This window comes from Bacillus sp. BD48 (genome assembly GCF_046566805.1).
In the GTDB taxonomy this organism is placed as follows: domain Bacteria; phylum Bacillota; class Bacilli; order Bacillales; family Bacillaceae; genus Bacillus; species Bacillus safensis.
On sequence record NZ_JANGFM010000002.1, the window covers coordinates 30,066 to 53,462 of the forward strand.

18 protein-coding genes are annotated in these 23,397 nt (G+C 43.1%); 9 read left to right on the plus strand and 9 right to left on the minus strand.

Annotated elements, in window-relative coordinates; translation table 11 throughout:
* The first annotated feature begins 36 nt into the window (after positions 1-36).
* The 3 genes from ACLGGR_RS05220 (at position 37) to wrbA (ending at position 2,279) form a co-directional block, all read left to right on the plus strand.
* Positions 37-987 (plus strand): ring-cleaving dioxygenase, encoded by a 951-nt coding sequence (locus ACLGGR_RS05220; protein WP_410972626.1) that lies wholly within the window; start codon positions 37-39, stop codon positions 985-987.
* A complete protein-coding gene (locus tag ACLGGR_RS05225; protein WP_410972627.1) occupies positions 984-1,592 on the plus strand; it encodes an alpha/beta hydrolase in 609 nt (202 codons plus the stop codon). The genes ACLGGR_RS05220 and ACLGGR_RS05225 overlap by 4 nt, the downstream gene beginning before the upstream one ends.
* A 72-nt stretch (positions 1,593-1,664) precedes the next feature.
* A complete protein-coding gene (wrbA, locus tag ACLGGR_RS05230) occupies positions 1,665-2,279 on the plus strand; it encodes an NAD(P)H:quinone oxidoreductase (RefSeq protein WP_400621616.1) in 615 nt (204 codons plus the stop codon).
* 49 nt (positions 2,280-2,328) lie between these two features.
* Here the strand turns inward: wrbA and katX are convergent, their stop codons facing one another.
* Positions 2,329-3,939: a catalase KatX gene (gene katX, locus ACLGGR_RS05235; RefSeq protein WP_410972973.1), complete on the minus strand. Its 1,611-nt coding sequence runs from the start codon at positions 3,937-3,939 to the stop codon at positions 2,329-2,331.
* 84 nt (positions 3,940-4,023) lie between these two features.
* Between katX and ACLGGR_RS05240 the strand changes: the two genes are divergently transcribed.
* From ACLGGR_RS05240 to rsiV, 3 genes are all read left to right on the plus strand, one after another.
* The gene (locus ACLGGR_RS05240) at positions 4,024-4,683 is read left to right on the plus strand and encodes an aspartate/glutamate racemase family protein (RefSeq protein WP_410972628.1); all 660 of its coding nucleotides are present in this window, start codon (positions 4,024-4,026) and stop codon (positions 4,681-4,683) included.
* 149 nt (positions 4,684-4,832) lie between these two features.
* Positions 4,833-5,327, plus strand: a complete 495-nt coding sequence (sigV, locus tag ACLGGR_RS05245) for an RNA polymerase sigma factor SigV (RefSeq protein WP_323649423.1) — start codon at positions 4,833-4,835, stop codon at positions 5,325-5,327.
* Entirely contained in the window at positions 5,328-6,185 is an 858-nt protein-coding gene (gene rsiV, locus ACLGGR_RS05250) for an anti-sigma-V factor RsiV (RefSeq protein WP_410972629.1), read from the plus strand. It abuts the gene before it with no gap.
* 54 nt (positions 6,186-6,239) lie between these two features.
* On the opposite strand, the gene ACLGGR_RS05255 is transcribed toward rsiV, so the two are convergent.
* Entirely contained in the window at positions 6,240-7,166 is a 927-nt protein-coding gene (locus tag ACLGGR_RS05255; RefSeq protein WP_073979340.1) for a manganese-dependent inorganic pyrophosphatase, read from the minus strand.
* Between the two features lie 303 nt (positions 7,167-7,469).
* Between ACLGGR_RS05255 and ACLGGR_RS05260 the strand changes: the two genes are divergently transcribed.
* The 3 genes from ACLGGR_RS05260 to rplI are packed head-to-tail and all read left to right on the plus strand — an operon-like array spanning position 7,470 to position 10,864.
* Positions 7,470-8,408: a YybS family protein gene (locus ACLGGR_RS05260; protein WP_410972630.1), complete on the plus strand. Its 939-nt coding sequence runs from the start codon at positions 7,470-7,472 to the stop codon at positions 8,406-8,408.
* Positions 8,409-8,438: 30 nt separating this feature from the next.
* Positions 8,439-10,418 carry a DHH family phosphoesterase gene (locus tag ACLGGR_RS05265; RefSeq protein WP_048238316.1) on the plus strand — a complete coding sequence of 660 codons (1,980 nt, stop codon included), beginning with the start codon at positions 8,439-8,441 and terminating at the stop codon, positions 10,416-10,418.
* Positions 10,415-10,864 carry a 50S ribosomal protein L9 gene (rplI, locus tag ACLGGR_RS05270; RefSeq protein WP_008359128.1) on the plus strand — a complete coding sequence of 150 codons (450 nt, stop codon included), beginning with the start codon at positions 10,415-10,417 and terminating at the stop codon, positions 10,862-10,864. Before ACLGGR_RS05265 ends, rplI begins: the two co-directional genes overlap by 4 nt.
* 40 nt (positions 10,865-10,904) lie before the next feature.
* On the opposite strand, the gene ACLGGR_RS05275 is transcribed toward rplI, so the two are convergent.
* From ACLGGR_RS05275 to ACLGGR_RS05305, 7 genes are all read right to left on the minus strand, one after another.
* A complete protein-coding gene (locus ACLGGR_RS05275) occupies positions 10,905-12,119 on the minus strand; it encodes a CynX/NimT family MFS transporter (protein ID WP_410972631.1) in 1,215 nt (404 codons plus the stop codon).
* Positions 12,120-12,141: 22 nt separating this feature from the next.
* Complete coding sequence (locus ACLGGR_RS05280) at positions 12,142-12,288, minus strand: YycC family protein (RefSeq protein WP_064498621.1); 147 nt, start codon at positions 12,286-12,288, stop codon at positions 12,142-12,144.
* Positions 12,289-12,360: 72 nt separating this feature from the next.
* Complete coding sequence (locus tag ACLGGR_RS05285; RefSeq protein ID WP_410972632.1) at positions 12,361-13,095, minus strand: alpha/beta hydrolase; 735 nt, start codon at positions 13,093-13,095, stop codon at positions 12,361-12,363.
* Positions 13,096-13,180: 85 nt separating this feature from the next.
* Positions 13,181-14,146 (minus strand): ABC transporter substrate-binding protein, encoded by a 966-nt coding sequence (locus ACLGGR_RS05290; RefSeq protein WP_142946039.1) that lies wholly within the window; start codon positions 14,144-14,146, stop codon positions 13,181-13,183.
* A gap of 98 nt (positions 14,147-14,244) precedes the next feature.
* Positions 14,245-15,870: a helix-turn-helix domain-containing protein gene (locus ACLGGR_RS05295; protein ID WP_410972633.1), complete on the minus strand. Its 1,626-nt coding sequence runs from the start codon at positions 15,868-15,870 to the stop codon at positions 14,245-14,247.
* Positions 15,871-15,993: 123 nt separating this feature from the next.
* Complete coding sequence (locus ACLGGR_RS05300) at positions 15,994-16,221, minus strand: MbtH family protein (RefSeq protein WP_025093680.1); 228 nt, start codon at positions 16,219-16,221, stop codon at positions 15,994-15,996.
* A 20-nt stretch (positions 16,222-16,241) separates the two neighbouring features.
* Complete coding sequence (locus ACLGGR_RS05305; RefSeq protein ID WP_410972634.1) at positions 16,242-23,390, minus strand: amino acid adenylation domain-containing protein; 7,149 nt, start codon at positions 23,388-23,390, stop codon at positions 16,242-16,244.
* Between the last annotated feature and the right edge of the window lie 7 nt (positions 23,391-23,397).

Sequence of the window (23,397 nt, forward strand, 5' to 3'; positions counted from 1 at the left end):
TAGAGGTTTGTTACTTCAATTAGGAGGTCATGAGAAGTGAAAAAAACAGAAGGAATTCACCATATTACAGCTATTGTGGGTCATCCTCAGGAGAACGTTGATTTTTATGCAGGTGTTTTAGGACTTCGTCTCGTGAAGAAGACCGTGAATTTTGATGATCCGGGCACATACCATTTATATTTTGGAAATGAAGGCGGCTCTCCAGGGACAATTATTACGTTTTTCCCTTGGCCAGGTGCACAAAAAGGTCAAATTGGTGCAGGGCAAGTGGGCGTGACGACATATGTTGTACCGACAGGCTCTTTCTCTTTCTGGAAGGATCGCCTTGAGCAGTTTAATGTCTCTTATGAAACGGTTGAACGTTTTGGTGAAGCTTTTCTCTCATTTGAAGATCCACACGGCTTATTGATTGAGCTGGTAGAACGTGCGGAAGGAAAGCAAAACGAGTGGACATTTAATGGTGTCACACCAGATGTAGCCATTAAAGGTTTTGGCGGAGCTGTTTTATTAACATCACAGCCGGAGCAAACGATGCAGCTGCTAGAGCAAACGATGGGACTTGAACGAGTCGGAGCAGAAGGAGACTATGTGAGATTCCGTTCGTTTGGTGAAATAGGCAATGTGATTGATGTGAATATTACGCCTGTTCCACGAGGACGTATGGGTGTTGGGGTTGTGCACCATATTGCATGGAGAGCAACAGATGATCAGGATCAATTAGATTGGCAAAGACATATTGCACAAAGCGGGTATCAAGTGACACCTGTGCAAGACCGAAATTACTTCAATGCTATTTATTTTAAAGAGCTTGGCGGCATACTATTTGAGATTGCCACGGATCCTCCAGGGTTTGCACACGACGAATCAGTGGAAACAATGGGTGAAGCATTGAAACTGCCACCGCAATATGAGGCGCAGCGCAGTCAGATTGAACAAATTGTGCTTCCAATTGAAGTGAGAGAAGTTAAAGGGAAAGGAGATTCATGATGAAGCATCTTTTTCGAAAAGGAAAGAATGAACAAAGACCTGTTCTGTTATTACTGCATGGAACTGGCGGGACGGAAGAAGATTTATTGCCGCTTGCAGAGATCGTAGATCCTGATGCATCTGTTCTTAGTGTGAGAGGAAATGTATTAGAAAACGGCATGCCGCGTTTTTTCAGACGTTTGGCAGAAGGTGTATTTGATGAGAAGGATTTGATTGAGCGTACAGAGGAACTATATACATTTATCGGAGAAGCAGCCGATGAATATGGATTTGATCGTCACAATGTGGTGGCTATCGGATATTCCAATGGGGCAAACATTGCTGGAAGCTTGTTATTCCATTATGGGGATGCCCTACAAGGCGCCATCCTGCATCATCCAATGGTTCCAAGACGCGGGGTTTCATTGCCTTCATTAGCGGGGAAACAAGTCTTTATAGCAGCTGGTGAAAATGACCCAATGTGCCGTCCAGAGGAATCACAGGAGCTGGAGCAATTGCTGCAGGGTGCAGGCGCATCGGTTACACTTCATTGGGAAAATCGTGGACATCAGCTAACGAGAGAAGAAGTCGATGCTGCGGCTTTATGGTATCATCGTCAATTTTAAATAAGGTGGGGAATACAGGTGGGATTTTTACAGAAGCTTTTTGGGCAAAATAAACAAAAGGAGATGGAACAAATGGAAAACGTAAAATTAGCGATTATTTATTACAGTTCAACAGGTACAAACTATCAGATGGCGAAATGGGCTGAAGCTGGAGCAAAAGAAGCTGGCGCAGAAGTCAAAGTATTAAAGGTTGCTGAATTGGCACCAGAAGCAGTTGTAGCTTCAAATCCAGCATGGAAAGCACATTTAGACGAAACAAAGGATGTGCCAGAGGTTCAATTAAGTGATTTAGAGTGGGCAGATGCCATCATCTTTAGCATGCCGACACGTTTCGGTAACCTGCCAGCTCAAATGAAGCAGTTCTTGGATACGACAGGCGGCTTATGGTTCCAAGGTAAATTGGCAAACAAAGCAGTGAGCGCGATGACTTCAGCTCAAAACGCAAATGGCGGACAGGAGCAGACGGTTCTCAGCCTTTATACGACGATGTTCCACTGGGGAGCAATTATTGCCGCTCCTGGATACACAGATGATTCCTTATACGGGGCAGGGGGCAACCCTTACGGTGTGAGTGTCACTGTTGATCAAAATGGAAAAATCAAAGAGGATGCAGAAGCAGCTGTGAAACATCAGGCAAAACGTACAGTCAATGTGGCAGAATGGATCAAAAAAGGTCAAAACGCTTAATAGATGTAAACAAAAAGAATGCAGCCTCGCCGCTGCATTCTTTTTTTCATTAATAAGGATCTGATGGTGTGCTGTTGTTGATGGCTTCGTCAACGGCTTCGGCAGCGCCTGTAGAGCCGATAGGTCCGCTTGGCTGCTCTTGTTTAAAGTCTCTTAAGCCGTCAGCCACACGTTTTCCGTAATCAGGGTCTGCTTTTGTAAAGTTTTCGATCATTTGGTCTTGAATGTCCTTTTGACATGTGGCAAGGGTGTTGACTAAGTTCTTAATCAGTTCCTCACGCTCCCAATCATTAAAACGGCGATATGTTTCTCCCGCTTGTCCAAAGTTGTTTGGGCGGTCAATGGCTTCTCGTTTGACTTCACCCTCTACAAAAGGCGTATGATCCTTTCCATCCTGTTTGGCTTCTTTTAATCCCCCGAGGATCGACGGTTCATAATTCACATGGGGATTTTGCCCTTTGCCTTGATCGACATGGTATTCCATCTGTCCATCTCTTTGATTGGTGGCGACATGCTTTTTCGGTGCATTGATCGGCAGCTGTAAATAGTTTGGCCCTACACGATATCGCTGCGTGTCAGAGTAGGAGAAGGTGCGGCCTTGAAGCAATTTATCATCTGAGAAGTCCAAACCGTCTACGAGCACACCAGTCCCAAAGGCAACCTGCTCGACTTCTGCGAAATAGTTTTCTGGATTTTTGTTTAATACCATCCGTCCGATTGGTTTCCAAGGATAGTCATCCTTGTACCAAAGCTTTGTCGGGTCTAGCGGGTCAAAATCGAGGTGAGGGTGAACATCATCTTCCATGATCTGTGCATATACCTCCCACTCAGGATGATCACCTTGCTCAATGGCTTCATATAAATCCTGTGTGGCATGATTAAAATTTTCGCCCTGGATTGCTTGCGCCTGTTCTTGGGTCAGGTTGCGAATACCTTGTTTCGGTTCAAAATGATATTTAACCAGCACGGCTTTTCCTTCATGGTTTACCCATTTGTACGCATGGACACCTGAGCCTTGCATGTGCCGGTATGTAGCTGGGATGCCCCATGGTGAAAAGAGAAATGTCACCATATGTGTCGCCTCAGGTGATTGTGAGACAAAATCAAAAATACGCTCGCCGTCCTGACGATTGGTGACAGGGTCAGGCTTAAAGGCATGAACCAAATCAGGGAACTTTAAAGCATCTCGGATAAAGAAAATTTTCAGGTTGTTCCCTACGAGATCCCAGTTGCCTTCCTCTGTATAAAATTTAATCGCAAACCCTCTAGGATCGCGTAATGTTTCTGGCGAATGACCGCCGTGAATCACAGAAGAAAAACGAACGAAAACAGGCGTCTTTTTGCCTTTTTCCTGAAACAATTTTGCCCTTGTATAGGTGGAGATGGGTTCATCCCCGAATGTGCCGTAGGCTTCAAAATAACCGTGAGCTCCAGCACCGCGTGCATGTACAACACGTTCAGGGATGCGTTCACGATCAAAATGACTGATTTTCTCTAGGAAATCGTAGTTTTCAAGCGTAGTGGGTCCTCTATTCCCAACAGTTCTCATATTTTGATTGTCTGTTACGGGATGACCTTGCCGATTCGTTAAGGTTTCTTCTGACTCTGAAGATGGTTTAGGCTGTTGATCTTCTTTCAATTCGAATCCCTCCTTCAATATCTCTCTAACAATATGGTCATGTTGTTCCCTATTTCATACAAGGATTGATATAATGATTGAAAACTTTCACGAGGAGCAAACCAGATGATTCGATTACACTGCCTTCACGCCCATCCATCCAATCAGTCATATATAGAAGATGTTTTTGGTGATACAGATGTTGATTTGCATCACACAGTCGATTCATCTTTTATAGAACGCGCCACTCAAGATCCTGCATTTGATCAATACAAGCAGAAAACGTATGCTGTCAACAAATTAAAGCAAGAAAGTGAAGCCGATCTCATTCTGCTCACGTGTACACAATACATTGCTGCTCTAGGTGATCAGCAGCACCTTTTCACACAACCGATTGTTCCAATCGATGAACCGTTATTTGAGATGATTTGTGAGAAAAAAGGGCCTCTTCAACTGGTGTTTTCCAACCCAGATACAGTGGAAGGGACGATGCAGCGGCTTGAATCATATGCCACAGAGCGGAGCAAACAGGTTGAAGTGGAAATGGTTGTGATAGAGGATGCCTTTCATCTCTGTCTAAACGGTGATATGCAAGCCTATGATGAACAAATCAAGGAGCAGCTGAGAAGATGTATGAAGCAAAAAGGGAAAGACATTTGTGTGATGCAGCTTTCTATGGTTCATGCGGCACAGCAGATGGAGCGGGAGACAGGCGTTCCTATCATTCATCCGCTTTCTTCACTAAAACAGTTTGTCCATCAAACACTATCCGCTTGGAAAGAGTGAACCCATCAGGTTCGCTCTTTTTGTATAGGAACGTAAATGCGATGACATGTTAAAAAAATAACCGAGCGCAAACTATTTTCAAAAGGTGCGCGTCTATCCAATGTAAGAAATAACAGATGCGCATTTAAGATAAAGGAGCTCTTTGTAAAATGAAGAAACGAAAAATAGACGATCAATTTGCGGATTACGTCATGGAGCATAAACACAGTTTTTATCGGTTGTCCTATAGTTATGTCAAAAACCCAGAAGATGCTATGGATGTTGTTCAAGAGGCTATTCATAAAGCACTCAAATCTGTTCACCGATTAGAGGATGCGAGCAAGATGCATAGCTGGTTTTATAAAATCGTGGTGAACGCTGCCCTAGACTTTTTACGAAAGAAGAAGCGGGTGCAGGTGACAGATGATGATACGCTTGAATTCTTATCACAGGGCGAATCAGATGTATACGAGGATCAAGACGTCAAACGGGCTATAGAGGATTTGCCTGAGATGTATCGGGTCATCATTATTTTGAGATTCTTTGAAGATTTAAAACTAGAGGACATCGCTCAGGTTCTCGATGAAAATGAAAATACCATTAAAACAAGATTATATAAGGCGCTGCGGCTTTTAAAAGTAGAATTATCACAGGAGGAAATATAAATGGATAAGTATTTGGAACATTTAAAAGATGAATATTTAGAAATCCCTATTCCACCGGAATATGATGCGATGGTTGAACGAACGTTAAAAAGAAAAAATAAAAAACCTCATTTTCAGCAATGGACCATCGGACTTGTTGCGGCGGCAGCTCTTTTTGTCACAACTGTTAATGTCAGTCCACAGGCAGCAAGAGCGATTTCAGAGGTACCTGTCATTGGCGAGCTGGTGAAAGTCGTGACGTTTACAGAATTTAAAAAGAGCGATCAAGGCACGAATATTGATCTCAAAACACCACACGTTTCAGGACTTGGGGACGGAACTTTACAAGACAGCCTGAATCAAAAATATTTAGCTGAAAACAAAAAGCTGTATCAAGATTTTGAGAAGGAAACAAAGGGTTATAAAAATGGTCATTTAAGTGTTGAGAGTGGTTATGAAGTGAGAACAAACAATGATCAAATTCTCTCACTAGGTCGATACAAAGTGACGACTCAAGCTTCAGCGGCAGAGGAAATGACGTATGATACGGTTGATAAGAAAAACCATGTACTCATTACATTACCAAGCCTGTTTAAAGATGATCGTTATATTGATGTGATTAGTGAAAATATTAAAGAACAAATGAAGAAACAGATGAAAGAGGATTCAAACAAAATGTATTGGGTTGGCAAGCAAGATATGGCGGAGCCATTTAAGAAAATTAAGCCGGACGAAAACTTCTATATCAATTCAAAAGGAAAGCTTGTGATTTCCTTTAATGAATATGCTGTGGCGCCTGGTTACATGGGTGTTGTTGAATTCACGATCCCAACAAGCGTGCTAAAGGATGTTCTCGTTAGTGATATGTACATTCATTAAAAAGAAGATAGACAAAAAAGACTGCTGAATCATTCAGCAGTCTTGTCGTGTTGATTAAGAAAGTGCGTCTGTCAGCGCAGGTACGACTTGTTTCTTTCTTGATACAACACCTTTTAGTAAAGCTGTGTTGTTTTCAAGCGTGACGTTAAATGCTTTTTCTACTTTTGCTGCTTCTGCACCGAGTGCAAGAGCAAGGGAGTCATTTTCTAAAATGTCTGTGATGACTAAAACAAATAGATCAAGACCTTTTGCTGCAATGACTTCATTGATTTTCGCTTCAATGTCAGCCTGTCTTGCTGTCACTTCAGCGATATCTACTGTATTGACTTGTGCAATTTCGACTTTGCTTTTGCCTAGTGCGAATTCTTTTGCATCAAGTGTAATTAATTCTTGAACCGTTTTTTGGCTTAGATCAGCGCCTGCTTTCAGCATGTCTAGGCCATAAACTTCTGGATCTACCCCTGCGATTTTTGCAAGCTCATGCGCAGCATCAATGTCTTGCTGTGTGCATGTTGGGGATTTGAATAGTAAGGAATCAGAAATGATCGCAGATAAAAGCAAGCCAGCGATTTCTTTTTCAATCGTCACTTGGTTTTCTTTATACATTTTGTTTAAGATCGTTGCTGTACAGCCTACAGGCTCAGCACGATAGTAAAGAGGTTCACTTGTTTCAAAGTTGGCAATACGGTGATGGTCAATGACCTCAGTTACTTGTACTTGATCAATATCGCTTACACTTTGCTGGAATTCGTTATGATCGACAAGAATGACTTGCTTTGTTTCATTTGCAGCCGTTTCAATGAAACGAGGTGCTTCTTGTTTAAAGAAATCTAATGCATATTGTGTTTCTCCATTGATTTCTCCAAGTCTGACGGCTTCTGCCTCAGTGCCGATTTTGTTTTTCAGATCAGCGTAAGCAATAGCAGAACAAATCGTGTCTGTGTCAGGATTTTTGTGTCCGAATACGAGTGTTTTTCCCATGTGAATTCTCCTTCTTACATTTATTGATGATGTTTCTATTCTAACAGCTTTTGACCATGAATTCAGGGTTTATAGCTAAGAATAATCTAAAAAATTGTAACATGCTGTTTGAAAACTTGCATGTGCGATTCCATATCGGTGTTCCACGTGAAACGCTCCTAGGATAGCCTGCATTTTACTTGAGATTTGCCGCTATGGTAAAATAAAGGTTGGGGCAAGACATGATGGAGGTTACATCGTACGTATACATAGAAGTACACATTGAGCAAGATATAGACAAAAGGATTGGATAGAGGTGAAGGTGTGAAACAAACAAAAGCGTTAGTAGAGGGCGCAATCATGATGAGTATTTTCGCGGTCATGATGCTGTTTTATTTATATGTGCCGCTATTATCCATTATTTTCTTTCTAGCTGCTCCGATTCCGATCATCCTCTATACAATTAGACACGGCTTGAAAAAAGGAGTTGCTGCTGGCGCTATTGGCATAGTGATCAGCTTTTTAATTGGGTCTATAAATGGCCTTATGACTGCACCAATATTGATTGCTGCCGGATTAGGCATGGGTGTTTTCTACAGCAGAAGGCAGCCCGGGAATGCCATCATTACAGGTGCGCTGATTTATTTATTCAGTATTCTCATCTCCTTTGTTGTCAGTGTTCAGCTCTTTCAAATCGATATCATGAATATTGCGAAAGAGTCGATTGAGCAAATGATGCCGATGATAGAGAGTACTTTAAAGCAATCCGGCGCGTCTGAGAAGGACATTGCGAAGCAGCTGAAGCAGTTCAGTGAGTTGCAGGATACGGCATTAAGTGCCTTGCCTGTAGCGTTATTAATTGGTGTCACTCTGATGTCGTTCGTGAATCATTGGTTCGTGCGGCCTTTGCTCAAACGCTTTGTTTCAGACATGCCGCCCTTGAAGAAATTTAAGGATATGCGGCTGCCAAAAAGCATGGTATGGTATTATTTACTCACATTGCTTTTGATGCTGATTCAGACGGAAAAAGGCAGCTTTTTATGGCTCGTTCAATCGAGTGCGTTTCAAATTTTATTTATACTGGTGCTTATTCAGGGATTTTCTTTTCTCTTCTATTATTGCCACGAAAAAAACATCTCAAAAGCGGTACCCATTTTCGCTGTTGTGTTAACGGTTTTCTTTCCGCCAATCGGTGTGATTGTGCGAATTATAGGGATTGCTGACATAGGCTTTGATTTAAGAGAAAAAGTAAAAAACAAATAATTCACTCTGAATGTTGAGGAGTTGATATCAGTGCCAAGCTTCTATAGAAAACCTGTCATCAAGTATCCGATCTTCGCGTTAATTGTTCTTGCGGTGATCACAGTCCTCCTCAACCTTTATTTTAATTGGATCATAGGAGCGGTTGGTCTTTTCGTCCTTGCAGGTGTGCTCTACTTCTTAAAGTGGGCAGATACGCAAGTGCAGAAAGAGATTGATTCATATATTTCAACATTATCCTATCGAGTCAAAAAGGTTGGAGAAGAAGCATTAATGGAGATGCCAATTGGTATTATGCTGTTTAATGACCAGTATTATATCGAATGGACCAATCCATTTCTCGCTTCATGCTTTCATGAAAGCACACTTGTCGGCAGATCCTTGTACGATACATTCGAGTCCATTGTGCCTCTTATTAAACAAGAGGTTGAGACCGAAAATGTGACGCTGAATGACCGAAAATTCAAAGTCATTATTAAACGGTCAGAGCGCCTTTTATATTTCTTTGATGTCACGGAACAAGTGCAGATTGAACGACAGTACGAAAATGAACGAACGGTTTTATCTTATATCTTTTTAGACAACTACGACGATGTCACGCAGGGCCTTGATGATCAAGTGCGCAGCGCTATTAATAGTGAAGTGACGTCTTTGCTCAACAATTGGGCACAAGAATACGGTATTTTCCTGAAGAGAATTTCGTCTGAACGATTTATGGCGGTTCTAAATGAGAGCATTTTAGCTGAGCTAGAAGCGTCGAAGTTCTCCATTTTAGACGAGGTCCGTGAGAAAACAGGGGCACATAGTGCGACGCTCACTCTGAGTATCGGGATCGGTGCGTCCGTTCCTTCTTTGAAAGAGCTTGGAGCACTTGCGCAGTCGAGTCTTGACCTTGCCCTCGGACGAGGCGGGGATCAGGTCGCCATTAAACAGCCGAATGGAAAAGTGAAATTCTACGGTGGAAAAACGAATCCAATGGAGAAACGGACACGCGTACGCGCACGGGTCATTTCTCATGCTTTAAAAGAAATTGTATCTGAAAGCGGTAATGTCATGATCATGGGGCATAAGTTCCCAGACATGGACTCGATCGGTGCATCCATTGGGATTTTAAAGGTCGCCCAGGCCAATGGAAAAGAAGGCTATATTGTCATCGATGCCAACCAGATTGGCGACAGTGTTCAACGCTTAATTAGTGAAATTAAGAATTATGAAGAGCTTTGGTCACGTTTTATCACGCCAGAGGAAGCAATGGAGCTTGCAAAGGATGACACATTGCTTGTCGTCGTAGACACACATAAACCGTCTCTCGTCATGGAGGAACGACTGCTGAATAAGATTGAAAACGTCGTGGTCATTGACCACCATAGACGCGGCGAGGAATTTATCCGTGATCCTTTACTTGTTTATATGGAGCCGTATGCTTCATCTACAGCAGAGCTTGTGACAGAGCTCTTAGAGTATCAGCCGAAGAAATTGCGGATTAACATGATTGAGGCGACTGCGCTTCTGGCTGGGATCATCGTGGATACGAAGAGTTTCTCTCTGAGAACGGGATCAAGAACGTTCGATGCAGCATCCTACCTTCGTGCAAAGGGAGCAGATCCTGTCCTTGTGCAAAAGTTCTTAAAAGAAACCGTCGATCATTACATCAAACGGGCAAAACTCATTCAGCATACAGAGCTGTATCAAAATCAGGTGGCCATTGCTTCATTGCCATCTGACAGGTCGGAGTATTATGATCAAATTACGATTGCCCAGACGGCTGATTCCCTGTTGTCAATGAGTGAGGTAGAAGCGTCATTTGCTGTCGCTAGACGAGATGACGACACAGTATGCATTAGTGCCAGATCATTAGGGGATATCAACGTTCAAATTATTATGGAAGCATTAGACGGCGGCGGTCATTTGACTAACGCTGCTACCCAGATTTATGGTATAACCATTGAAGAAGCGGTAGGGAAGTTAAAGGCTGCCATAGACGAATATTTCGAAGGAGGGGTTCAAAGATGAAAGTCATCTTTCTAAAAGACGTAAAAGGCAAAGGGAAAAAAGGCGAAGTCAAGAATGTAGCTGACGGATACGCTCACAACTTTCTCATCAAACAAGGGTTAGCTGTTGAAGCAACTCCAACGAACCTAAGTGCATTGGAAGGGCAGAAAAACAAAGAGAAAAAGAATGCCATCCAAGAGCTTGAACAAGCAAAACAATTAAAAGAAACACTTGAGGCGTTAACAGTGGAACTCACTGCAAAATCAGGTGAAGGCGGCCGTTTGTTTGGCTCGATTACAAGCAAACAAATCGCTGATAAATTGCAAAAAGATCATCAAATTAAACTCGATAAGCGCAAAATCGAGCTGAATGACGCCATCCGTGCGTTAGGTTATACAAATGTACCGGTAAAGCTTCATCCAGAGGTACAAGCAACGTTAAAGGTACATGTGACAGAGCAGGCATAAGCAGAAAAGAACCCGTCTCACGAGGAGGCGGGTTCTTTTTTTATGAAGGATCTGAAATATAGACACTGCGTCCGGCACGCATACCGGATAAAAACATGAAAAATAGGATGATGATAAAGATGATAATTGCTGGTGTCCATGTCTGTGTGGAATCAAAAAGAATACCAATCATGAACGGCCCAACGGCAGCTAATAAATAACCGAGAGACTGCGCCATTCCAGAAAGGGCAGCTGCTTGTTCTATATTGGTTGTACGTAATCCGATAAATGTGAGGGCAAGACTGATACTGGCCCCTTGTCCAATGCCGATCAATAAAACAGAGATGACAAGGATAGGCGTCGATCCTCCGAGAAGAAGTCCAATCATGCCGAGTAAATATACAAGGACAAGGCCGGCGACAAGCGGTCTTTGTGTTTTTAATTTTTCTGCAAAAACGGGCGTTAAGAAGGTGGATGGCAGCCCAGCAAACTGCATAATAGACAGCATCCAGCCAGCTGTCGACAGGTTCATTCCATGTGATGTTAAGATATCAGGAAACCAAGCGATACTGCTATAAAAAAGGAATGATTGCAGGCCCATAAAAAAGGTCACCTGCCATGCGACACGTGAACGCCATATCGGCTGCTCTGTGAGCGAGATGCTTTTGACGGCCACTGTATTCTGATGAAGAAGCTGCGGCGCCCAAACCATCATGGCGAGAAGGGCAAGTCCAGCCCATACAAGGAATGAGGTATTCCAGCCGCCAGGCATTGTATGACTGAGCGGAACACTGACACCTGATGCAAGTGCAGCAAAGACGGACATTGAAGTCGTATAAACACTTGTCATCAATCCAGCATGTGCAGGAAATTTATGCTTCACAAGCCCCGGTAAGAGCACATTACAGATCGCAATTCCAACGCCGACTAGTGCCGTTCCAATCATTAAGAAGGTGATGGTGCCAAATGAGCGAATCACAATCCCAAAGAGAAGGACAGCAAGTCCAAGCCAGAGGGTTCGTTCATTGCCAAGTCGTTTTCCAATTTTAGGTGCAATTGGAGAAAGCAATGCGAATGAAAGCAGTGGTAAAGTCGTGAGAAAACCTGCCAGTCCATTTGAAAGCTGTAAATCGGAACGAATCGCGCCGATCACAGGGCCAACGGATGTAATGGCAGGCCGAAGATTAAATGCAATGAGCAAAATCCCAGCAATCAGCAGGATGGTTTGTCCTGTACTGCGAGGATGCAATGTTGATTTTTCTAGTTGTTGTTCCATGAATGTAAACTCCTTTATTTCTTTAAGAAGAACGATCTTTTTTCTGTTCAAGCTCCGCTAATTTAGCTAATAAGATATGCTGCGGCATATGCATGATTTGCTCTAACGGTACATTGAGTGATGCAGCAAGCTTTTGTGCGGTATCGGCTGAGATTTGTAAAGGTCTCATGCGCGCAAATCCCTCCTCTTTCAATCTATACGTTCCAATATATCATATCGGCTGTGCCTTGCTGATAAAAAATTAGCGTTCTCTTTTATAAAACCACTTTAGGGCGGATATGAAATTTTTTTGAAATTGTTTCAGATGGTGGCCTTCCCCTTGTTCGATGTGGTATTGCAGGTGCCTTTCCTGCATCCCTTTCTGTAATAAAAGGTCATGTAGTTGTTTGTTGAATAAAGGCATGTGCTGTTGAGCAGATGTTTTGCCTTTCCCTTCTTCACTGCCTACAGACAAATAGACAAGGTGATCCACACACTGAATGCTTTGTTGTTTAGCAAACGATAGAAAATCTTGATACCAAAATGACCCGGAGATCGATGCGATGTTTTTAAAAAGGTCAGGGTGCATGAATAAGGTATAAATAGCAAATAGTCCACCTAATGAAGCACCTACGTGGCTATGTTCCTCACGGGTCTCTTTAACAGGGTATTTTCTTTTGATATATGGGAGCAAGTCATTCGCTAAAAATGACACATACGTCTGTGCCTCGCCTTTAAAGTCAGGAAACCCAGAGCGCAGTGATGACGCCTTCCATGGTGTATATTCGTCAAGTCGATTGAAGGGGTGTATGCCGACGATGATGATTGGTGAGATGGTTTTGGTTTCGATCATTCTTTCGATCTCTAGCAGGTGTGTTCTAAACAAAGAAGAGCCATCTTGTACAAAGACAGCTGGAACATCAATAGAGGTGTCCTGCGGAAGGTAAATATCAAGCTGACGCCCGTTAAACTCGTCATATAGAAACGTTCCGTTCATGTGTATCCTCTCCTAAAGGTTTTCAACTACGTTGAAAAGAAGACAAAGGGCTAAACATTTTAGCCCTTTGTCAACAATCATCTTTTTAGTTGTTTTGATCTAACCATTTGACGGCCTTATCAAGGAAGGTTGTTTTGCTAAGTGCTGTTCCTCCTTGAAGCATAGGATCAACAACATTTTCATTGATGTGCCCATTTTTCACCGCTTTTAGGCTTGTCCATATTTTATTTTTCTCTAAGTCCTTCAATGCATTTGGATTCGATGAGTTTTCCTCTTTAGAAAATTGAACGAAAATATAGTCAGGATTGAGTTCGCCTAGGCGCTCTAATGAAATCAATGCTTGTGCTTTGGCTTTTTTGATATCACTTGGTGCTGTAAAACCTAAGTCCCCATATAAGGTAGAGTTGAAGTATACGTCTTCAGGGTAAACGTATAGGTCGCCCTGTCTAATGCGCAAAATGACAGCTGTTTTGTTGCTGCTTTTGTCTTTCAGGGTTTCTTTCGCTTGTTTGAGATCTTTCTGATAATCAGAAATGATGTTTTTCGCTTCTTCACTTTTTCCAGTAAGTGTACCGAGCAATAAAAGATTGCTTTCCCAGTCAGAAGAGACATGGGATACTGGGATCGTCGTTTGGACTTTATCCAATTTTTTAATTGTTGCAGGTGGGAACTTTGTTGATCCGAGTATCACATCTGGCTTTAGTTTTAAGATTTTCTCTAGGTTCGGTTCTGTTTTTTCACCGATGCCTTCTGTTTTCGCTGTGATGTCTTTAAATAATTCAGGGAATGTGCCACCTACAGTAGAAGCACCAATAGGCTCGATACCAAGTAATTTTGCATCTTCCATAGATTCAAGGCTTCCAGCAATGACAATTCGTTTCGCTGGTGTTTTGAGTTTGTACGTTTGATCTAAGTAGTTGATACTTGTTTCTGCTGTTTCAGCTGACTTGCTTTTGGTTGTGTTTGAAGCAGGTTTATTTTCTGCAGCACCACAGGCTGCTGCGGTGATCGTCATGATACAAAGGATAAGCAATGCGAACCATTTTTTCATTTGTTTTCTCCTTTAACTGATAATTGTTCTCAATTAAAGATTGTAGTAGTCTTTTGTCCTTTTATCCATAGACAATGATCTGTCAAATGATGGACTTTTTACGGAAAAAAAGATAAAAGGTCCTGAATGACTCGTTGATGACTGGCTGCTGTGTATTCACGCCAAGGGTCAGAAGTGAGCGGATAGAGTGCTTGCTGCGTCACAGCTTTGAGATTTTGCCAAGCCTCCTGCTGCTTTAACTTTTGATAAAAAGCAATGGTTTTTGGTTCCTTATGCAGGAAGAGGAAGATGGCGTCTGGATCTAGCTGTTGTATAGAGCGAATGCTGATTTTTTTTTCTATTAGCTGACCATCATTCTGAAAAGCTGGCAGAAGGCCAATGTCATGAAAAATCACTTCGGACATGGTGCGATTTACAGACAAGTAGAGCTGATCTTGAAAGATACGAAGAGGCAGGACGGTTTTTGGTGGATGATCAAAAAGGCATGTCTTTTTCGCTTGAATGACGAGTTCCTCGTAATGAATCAGCCATTCTTCTGCTTCCTTCGCTTCGTTTAGGAACATAGCTGTTTGTCTGAATTGAGTGCGCCAATCCAATTGTGTGAATGGAACAAAGTGAACAGGACAGATGGTTTTTAGCACTTGTTTTTCTGCCTCTGTCACATGATCATTGGCAATAATCAGCTCAGGCTTTGTTTCCTTTAATAGCTGTAAATTGGCTTCAGCGTGCTCGTTGATCCGATGTGCACTCAGATGAATCGGAATTTCTTCTGCATGATGCTCAAAATCATGTGCTGTCCACTTAGGGTGAAGAGGGGCAGCATATGGGATGATATGAATGGGTGTGAGCTGGCCGAGTATGGAATGGCCATAGGCTGCAATTTTCCGTTGACGGCTTTTCATATAAGTAGAAGGGGTCATGCCCGTTTTTTTCTTAAAGATGCGGCTAAAGTAATACGGATCTTGATAGCCGATTTCCAGTGCAATGTCTTTGAGCTTTGCGTTGCCTTTTGCCATTAATTGTTTGGCTCTAGCCATCCTTTTCTTGGTGATATAATCAGTGACACTCACATCAAAATGCTTTTTAAATAGCTCACTGTAATGATTGGCGCTGATGCCAGCCATATGAGATAGGCTTGTCAGGCTGAGGGGTTCTTCGGAATGTTGATCGATATATTGTTTTGTTTTGAAAAGGGCATGTGCCGTGTCACAAATATCTTCTTTATGCAGTGTGAAAAGCTGCAAAATGAGCTGCTGAAAAAGAGTTTGGCTTCTAAAAAAGCTAATGGATTCAGGTCTTTGCCATTCCTCTGTCATATCGGACAGTAAAGAATGAATGTGTTCAATCGAACTAATATCGATAAATTGCCATTTATTCAGTAAAGAACGGGCGTGTTCCGTTGATACTTCTCCTATGTTTTGATCTTGCAGCGTGTAGAGCTGAAAGCGAAACAGATAGAGCTCGTGTTTTTGATAAGGCTCTGTTTTTAACATAAATGTTTCCCCCGGCTTGATCGTATAGAGTGTCAGATGTTTCAAACGCCATTTTTGATCGTTCAATGTGAGTAAACCGCTGCCGCTTATGCTGAAGAGGAGGCAGAATGTATCTGATAGCTGCTGCTCTGTATGTGGAAGCTCCGCATTATTTATTTTTTCAGTATATGTTAATCGATAGATGAATTGTTCGGCATTTGCCGATGTGCATAATTGATTGTTGTTTCCCATAAAACCACCTGATCTCTTATTGATTGATAAACATTCTCAATTAAATTGTAGCAGAAAGAGCTGAAAGATGGTGATGTTTATTCTGTCAAAAAAGCACCCTGATGGAGATCAGGGTGCGATGATTTATTCCGTTTTTCCATGTGCTAGTGCAGGTTCTTTTGTTAAGCTTAATGGCCGCAAGTCCTGCCAGTGTGTCTGGATATAATCGATGCAGGCATTTCTAGTGTCTTCACCAAAGACTTTTTCCCAACCATCTGGCACTGGTGCAAATGATGGCCAAAGTGAATGCTGTCCTTGTTCATTGACAAGCACAAGAAATACACCGTCTTCACGATCAAAGGGATTTGTCATTTGTCATCTCTCCTTTATTCTTAGTGCTTTTGTTTAACCCGATGCAGTGCGTTGTCTAAGATGACACCAATTTCTGCTAGGGGTTTAGGCTGGCACATGTCTTTGTGCCGGCAATGAATGTCGTGCTGTTCGATTGTTCCGTTGATATAAGGTGCCCATGCTTCGGGATCAATTGGTGTAAACCAATCTGGGATAATGGTAGATCTAAAGAATAATATGTCGCCCTGATAAGTTTTTGGCTGATATTCTCCAAGCAATCGAACTGAATTAACATAGGTTTCTTTTAGGTTTCTGATGGCATCTTCACTTAAGCTTGCTAGTGCACTGCCATCTTTTTTCAAGATGTCGACGGCACTCTTCATCGTGAGCGGTTCACCTGTTAAGGTATCTGGATCATAACCGCCAAGCGCAAGAAGAGCGATTAGTGCTTCTTCTTCATCTGGTGCTTCTTTAATCGGTAAGAAATGGTTCGGATAGGCATCCAGCATTGCAACGAGTGCGATTTCTTCACCTTGCTGCTGGAGCTGTGTAGCCATTGCCTGTACAACGTTTCCGCCTAGTGACCAGCCAAGAAGATGATAAGGGCCTTTTGGCTGAATCGTTTGGATGTGCTTGATGTAATCCGCAGCCATATCATCTAGTGTGTGCGGGTAGTCATCTTTTCTTGCGATTCCTCGTGCCTGTAATCCATAAATAGGGATGTCTTTTTCTAATGTATTCAAGAGACCTGCATAGCACCAGCTAAGACCACCTGCTGGGTGAACACAGAAGAGAGGATATCTTTCTCCATTTGTTCGCAGTGGCAGCAGGATTTCTAGTGCGTTTTCATCGCTTCCTGTTTCTAGTTTCTCTGCCAAACTTGCTACATTTGGTGCTTCAAACAACGTTCCGATGCTTAGTTTGACACCAAGTGCATCACGAATGCGGCTGATTAAACGAACCGCAAGTAATGAGTGCCCGCCAATATCAAAAAAGCGATCGTCTATGCTGATTTTAGGTAAATCGAGCACCTCTTCAAAGAGATGACATAGGATTTCCTCTTTCGGGTTTCTTGGGCCGCGGCCATCTGCTTGCTGTATATGCAATTGAGGTGCTGGCAGTGATTTTTGATCAAGCTTCCCGTTTGCTGTAAGCGGCATGGTGTCAATTTGTACATATGCCGCGGGAACCATGTAATCAGGAAGACTGGCTGCTGCAAAATGACGAAGGGTTTCAGTATCGAAACGCTCTTCTTCAGTTGTGACGATATATGCGACTAAGCGTTTGTCGCCAGGCTGATCCTCTCGCATCATGACGGCAACTTGTGCAACTGCATCGTGGCGTGCCAGAACGGCTTCAATTTCTCCAAGTTCAATGCGAAATCCGCGTATTTTAATTTGATGATCAGCTCTGCCAATGTAATCAAGATCCCCTTCTTCTGTCCAGCGCGCAAGGTCGCCTGTACGATACATCCTTGTGCCAGGTGCTCCATAAGGATCGGCAGGGAATCGATCTGAGGTCAGGTCAGGTCTGCCTAGATAACCTCTTGCAAGGCCAGCTCCAGCTACATACATTTCACCCGTCGTCCCAGGGGGAACAGGCTGTAGGTATTCATCTAGTACGTACACGTGTAAATCAGGAATCGGTTCGCCTATTAAACTGCTGGAGTTCTTTGTGATCATCTCTCGATTGAGTACATTATACGTAACGTGAACGGTGGTTTCTGTAATGCCGTACATGTTGATTAGCTTTGGCTTACAGTCTGAGTGACGGCTGTACCAATCTTCTAATCTGCTAAGCTCTAATGCTTCACCGCCAAAGATGACATAGCGGAGTGATAATGCTTGGCCAAGTGTTTGTTGTTCCTTGTCTATCTGCATGAGCTGATAGAAGGCAGAAGGTGTTTGATTAAGTACAGTCACACCTTCCTCAACTAGAAGCTGCAGCATCTCTTCTGGAGATCGAGAGATGGTATGAGATACAATGACAAGTCGGCCGCCATATAAAAGTGGTCCCCAAATTTCCCATACTGAAAAGTCAAAGGCATATGAATGGAACATTGTCCAAACATCTTCTTCATCAAAATGGAACCAATGTTCAGTAGATGTTAGAAGACGGATGACATTTTGGTGTGGAATGACCACTCCTTTTGGTTTCCCTGTAGAACCGGATGTATAAATAATATAGGCCGGATGCAGAGAAGTTAGCGGCTCAATTCTGTCTATATCAGCCGGATTGTGATTTGGCGTAGTCAGCAATTGATCGCTCGTTTCCTTTTCGTCTAACAAAATCAAATCGCAATCAGCAGGGAGGTGCACTGCATCTGCTTTTGTTGTGATGCTGCAAACTGGTTTGGCATCTTGTATCATGTATGCCAGTCTGTCTGCTGGATAATCAGGATCAAGCGGAACATAGGCTGCACCTGCTTTATGAACGGCTAATAAGCTTATGAGCATATCGATTGATCTAGGCAGGGCAAGTGCAACGAACTGTTCTGGTCCAACGCCTCTTTCTATTAATAAATGAGCAAGACGATTGGCTTTGTTGTTTAACTCTTCATAGGTAAGCTGCCTCTTGCCATCCGTTACTGCGACTCGATCAGGGTATTGCTGCGCCGTTTTTTCAAATAAGGCAGGGAGACTATGTGCATGGTCTAACTGAGCAAATGTCTTTTTGTCAGGGAGAAATGTTTGCCGCTCTTTATCTGATAAAATGTTCACTTGACCAATCGCCACATGTGGGCGCTCAGCTACCTCTGTTAAAAAGCGCTTCATTCTGTCAGCGATTGCTCGAATGGTGCTTTGTTTAAATACATCTGTACTGAATTCAAACAATCCTGTTAATCCTGCTGCTGACCCAGTTTCAGTTCTTTGCTCTGTCAATTCGATGGTCAGATCAAATTTAGCTGACCCTACTGGTTTCACGTAGAGGTCTGAGTCAAGTTGTGTCAGCTTCATTTCCGCCTTCGGTGTATTTTGGAACGCAAGCATAACCTGGAACAATGGATTTCGTGATCTGGACCTGGTTGGATTTAGGATTTCGACTAGCCTTTCAAATGGCAGATCCTGATGCTCATAGGCTGCTAAGTCAACGTCTCTCACTCGCTTCAAAAGCTCACTAAAGGTTGGATTACCATCTGTATTTGTACGTAATACTAGTGTGTTCACAAATAATCCCACAATATCGTCAAGTGCATCGTCATTCCGTCCAGCAATTGGACTGCCAATTGGGATATCTGTACCTGCCCCAAGGCGTGTCAGTAATGCTGCAAGGGATGCTTGAAGCACCATGAACAAACTCACCTGATGCTGCTTTGCAAGCTCAAGGAGGTTCTGATGTAAAGCGGGTTCAATCGTAAAATCTATCGTCGCACCGTTGAAGCTTCCTTCCTGTGGACGCGGGAAGTCGTAAGGAAGCTCAAGTTCTTCAGGCAGGTCATGTAAGGCACCTTTCCAATAGCTGAGCTGCTTGGCAAATAGACTATCCGTCTCTTCTTCACTGCCCAACAGCTTCTGCTGCCAAATAGCATAGTCAGCATATTGAACAGGTTCCGCTGGCAAGGAGAGGGATTTTCCTTGTATACGGGCTTCATAAGCAGCCGCTAAGTCTCGTGTCAATGGTGCAAGTGACCAGCCGTCACCAGCGATATGATGCAGCAATAGAAGCAGGACAGACCGATTTGCATCAAGCATGAATAATTCAGCTCGCAGTGCAGGTTCTTCTTCAATCTGAAAGCTATAGCGAATGGCTTCGTTTAATTGATTCTCAATTTGTTGATCGCTTGAAGCTGTGACATGGAGCTCAGGCTGAACACTTTTAGGGTGTAAAATGACCTGTCTTGGCATGCCGTTCTTATTTGGAAAAATGGTTCTAAGGGTTTCATGTTTTTCAGTGATATCTGCTAAAGCACCCATTAGAGCTGTTTGATCTAGTGTGCCTGTCAGCTGAATGACAAGTGGAATATTGTAAGTTGGACTTGGCCCTTCAAGGCAATGAAGGAACCAGAGCCGTTTCTGGGCAAAGGATAACGGAATCTCATCTGGCTTGTCTTCTACCTGAAGCGGCGGCCGAATGTCCTTCGCTTTGTCAATGTGCTGCGCAAGCTCAGCAACCCGAGGAGATTCAAAAATGGTACTCATGCTTAGGTCTGCACCAAGTGTATCGCGTATACGTCGAAGCAGACGAGCGGCGAGTAAGGAATGTCCTCCTAAGTCAAAGAAACTATCATCTATGCCAATTTGAGATAGACCAAGGGTTTCTGCAAATAAACTACATAACATGTCTTCTTGTGGTGTTCTAGGTGTACGCTCAGAACTAACTAAAGACATATTTGGTGCTGGTAATGCTTTGCGGTCGATTTTGCCGTTTGGTGTAAGTGGAAGTTCTGGCAAAACGACAACAGCAGAAGGCACCATGTAATCAGGAAGTAATGCAGCCACAAACTGCCTGAGCTCTGAAGGGTGCAGAGAAGACCCGTCTGCCAGCACAACATACGCACAAAGCAGCTGCTGCCCAGGTTGATCCTCACGAACGATAACAGATGTATGCTTTATGGCTTGATGCTGCATAATCACTGTTTCAATTTCACCTAGTTCAATACGGAAGCCGCGGATTTTAATTTGATGATCAGCACGGCTGATATAATCAATTGAACCATCTTCGCGCCATCTGGCTAAATCACCAGTACGATACATTCTCGTGCCTTTTGTGCCGAATGGATCAGCGACAAAGCGTTCAGCCGTTAAATCATATCGTCCAAGATATCCTCTGGATACTCCTTCACCTGCAATATAAAGTTCACCGATTGATCCTGCTGGGACTGGGTTTAGTCCTTCATCTAAAATGTAAATGCTCGTATTCCAAATGGGTTTACCGATTGCCGGTCCGCTATTTTCTCGATGTGCTGTGACATTTTCCATCGTAGACCAGATCGTCGTTTCTGTAGGTCCGTACAAATTAGTAATGTCACATTGAAGAGATTGCAATGTGTGCAAAAGGGAGGCAGGAAGTGCTTCACCGCCAACAAGAACACGCATACCTGTGATCACATCAGGGTATTCATCTGCCAACGCATGCCACAACGTTGGTGTTGCCTGCATGATTGTGACATGATGAGAACGAATCATGTCTGAAAGCTTTGCTGGTTCTTGTATGGTTTCTTTTTTTGCCAATAAAATAGCAGCACCATGTAAAAGCGGGAGGAACATTTCCAGCCCAGAAATATCAAAGGCAATGGTCGTTACCGCTAAAAGCTGGTCTTCTTGATCTAATAAAAATGAATCTTGCATAGACAATATAAAGTTGATCACATTTCGTTTTGTTACAACAACACCCTTTGGTTTGCCTGTTGATCCTGATGTGTAGAGAATGTAAGCCGGGTGATGTGTAGAGCCCTCGCTCCAAGTCGGATTGAGGTGAGGACTGTCTGCTATCTCCTGATGAACAGTTGAATCATCCAGCTGAACGATGTGCGGATGGTCCAAACCGTCTGCTGTCTCTTTGACTGTGAGCAAGCATGCTGGTTTGGCATCTTCTAGCATATAGGCGACACGATCGTTAGGATAATCAGGGTCTAGTGGCAGATATGCGGCTCCCGTTTTGACGACGGCTAATAGACTTACGACCATATCGATGGATCGGGGCAGCGCAATTGCGACAAATTGTTCTGGTCCAATGCCATGTTTTTTCAAATAATGAGCTAATTGATTTGCCCGCTGATTCAACTCTTTGTAGGTCAAAGTGATTCCTTCAAACTGTAATGCTTTTGCTTGTGGTGTTTTGCGTACTTGTTTTTCAAATAGTTCCCGTAAAGATTCCTTTGGTAATTCTCGTTTTGTATTATTCCAGTGCTTGAGGATGTTTTCTTTTTCTTCAGACAAAAGAAGGTTGAATTGACTGATCGTCTGATCTTGCTCTAGTCCGGTTATTTCCTCCAGCAATTGAAGAAAACGCTGCTGATGTGCGTCAACTGCTTGCTCTTTGTAAACGGCAGGGTTTGCATCAAAGTCGATTTGAAATCCGTTCCCATCCGCGCGGTCGTATATGTTAATCGATATATCATCTACGGGTCCTGCTGAAAGGTTATGTGCTTGACCAACGCTCTGATCGAACATGAGATCATAATCAAATGGCATGATATTGATTTGTGGGCCAAATAATCGCTGATTTCTTCCGATGAGTTTAAAGTCTCTCCGCATGTCCTCGTGACGATATCTTTGATGAGGGCGAATGGCTTTTAGTTCATCAGATACTTGGCGAACAAGTGCTGAGAGTGTCATTTCTGGCTTGCATGTTAAACGAAGCGGTACCAGATTCATGACCATTCCAGGTGTTTGTAAGGCGCACGATCCAAGGCGCATCATCACAGGAAGCCCTAAAACAATATCATGTGCACCAGTCATACGATGCATATATAAAGCGGATGCAGCAAGGATTATTTCATGCCACGTACCACCGAAGGTTTGAGCATTTTTTTTCATTTTGCTTACTTTTTCGGCATCGTAGCCAGCCGTTTTTCGGATAAAATGATCCGACGTTCTTGGGGCAAGTTCAGCAAGGCTGACAATTTCCGGTTGATCAGCGAAGCGATTTTTCCAAAACGCTTGATCATCTTCATATCGATTGGACTGTTGATAGGTGAGCTCCTCTTGGACTACGTCATGTAAGGCTCCAAATGTTTGAGGAGGCACAGGTGTCCCTTGCGATAGGGCTGAATAGACCTCAGCAACACGACGCGCAATGAGCGAAAAGGCGAATCCATCAATGGCAATGTGATGAATGCGCTGATACCAGATAAATCGGTCGTCAGCAAGTTGAAAAAGTATTTCACGGAATAATACATCTTTCTCTAAAGAGACTGGTGTTGAAAGATCGGCTTTCATCCATGCTTTAGCCTCATCAAACGGCTGTTTTTCATTTTGTAAATTGACATATTGAAATGGGATCTCTTTCTTAGATGTCATCCATTGCTTTGGACCGTCAGTATCCTCAACGAATTGCATATACAAGGAATCTGCTTCTAAGACAGTCTTTCTAATGGCTGCTTCAAATTGTATGGGATCAATAGGACCTTTAATCTCTATATACTCAGCTGTATTGAAAATAGGATTAGATGGATCAAGCTGCTGCGCGTACCAAATGCCTGATTGGGCTCCGGTTAGCGGGAATGAATCGACTGACTGGATCGACAAGGGTCTA

Bases quoted from the DNA above. Each gene is read 5' to 3' on its own strand.
- sigV (WP_323649423.1), top strand. From the start codon at position 4,833: ATGAAGAAACGAAAAATAGACGATCAATTTGCGGATTACGTCATGGAG.
- ACLGGR_RS05295 (WP_410972633.1), bottom strand. From the start codon at position 15,870: ATGGGAAACAACAATCAATTATGCACATCGGCAAATGCCGAACAATTC.
- ACLGGR_RS05285 (WP_410972632.1), bottom strand. From the start codon at position 13,095: ATGAACGGAACGTTTCTATATGACGAGTTTAACGGGCGTCAGCTTGAT.
- ACLGGR_RS05290 (WP_142946039.1), bottom strand. From the start codon at position 14,146: ATGAAAAAATGGTTCGCATTGCTTATCCTTTGTATCATGACGATCACC.
- ACLGGR_RS05225 (WP_410972627.1), top strand. From the start codon at position 984: ATGATGAAGCATCTTTTTCGAAAAGGAAAGAATGAACAAAGACCTGTT.
- wrbA (WP_400621616.1), top strand. From the start codon at position 1,665: ATGGAAAACGTAAAATTAGCGATTATTTATTACAGTTCAACAGGTACA.
- ACLGGR_RS05280 (WP_064498621.1), bottom strand. From the start codon at position 12,288: ATGAGACCTTTACAAATCTCAGCCGATACCGCACAAAAGCTTGCTGCA.
- ACLGGR_RS05255 (WP_073979340.1), bottom strand. From the start codon at position 7,166: ATGGGAAAAACACTCGTATTCGGACACAAAAATCCTGACACAGACACG.
- ACLGGR_RS05240 (WP_410972628.1), top strand. From the start codon at position 4,024: ATGATTCGATTACACTGCCTTCACGCCCATCCATCCAATCAGTCATAT.
- rsiV (WP_410972629.1), top strand. From the start codon at position 5,328: ATGGATAAGTATTTGGAACATTTAAAAGATGAATATTTAGAAATCCCT.
- rplI (WP_008359128.1), top strand. From the start codon at position 10,415: ATGAAAGTCATCTTTCTAAAAGACGTAAAAGGCAAAGGGAAAAAAGGC.
- ACLGGR_RS05300 (WP_025093680.1), bottom strand. From the start codon at position 16,221: ATGACAAATCCCTTTGATCGTGAAGACGGTGTATTTCTTGTGCTTGTC.
- ACLGGR_RS05275 (WP_410972631.1), bottom strand. From the start codon at position 12,119: ATGGAACAACAACTAGAAAAATCAACATTGCATCCTCGCAGTACAGGA.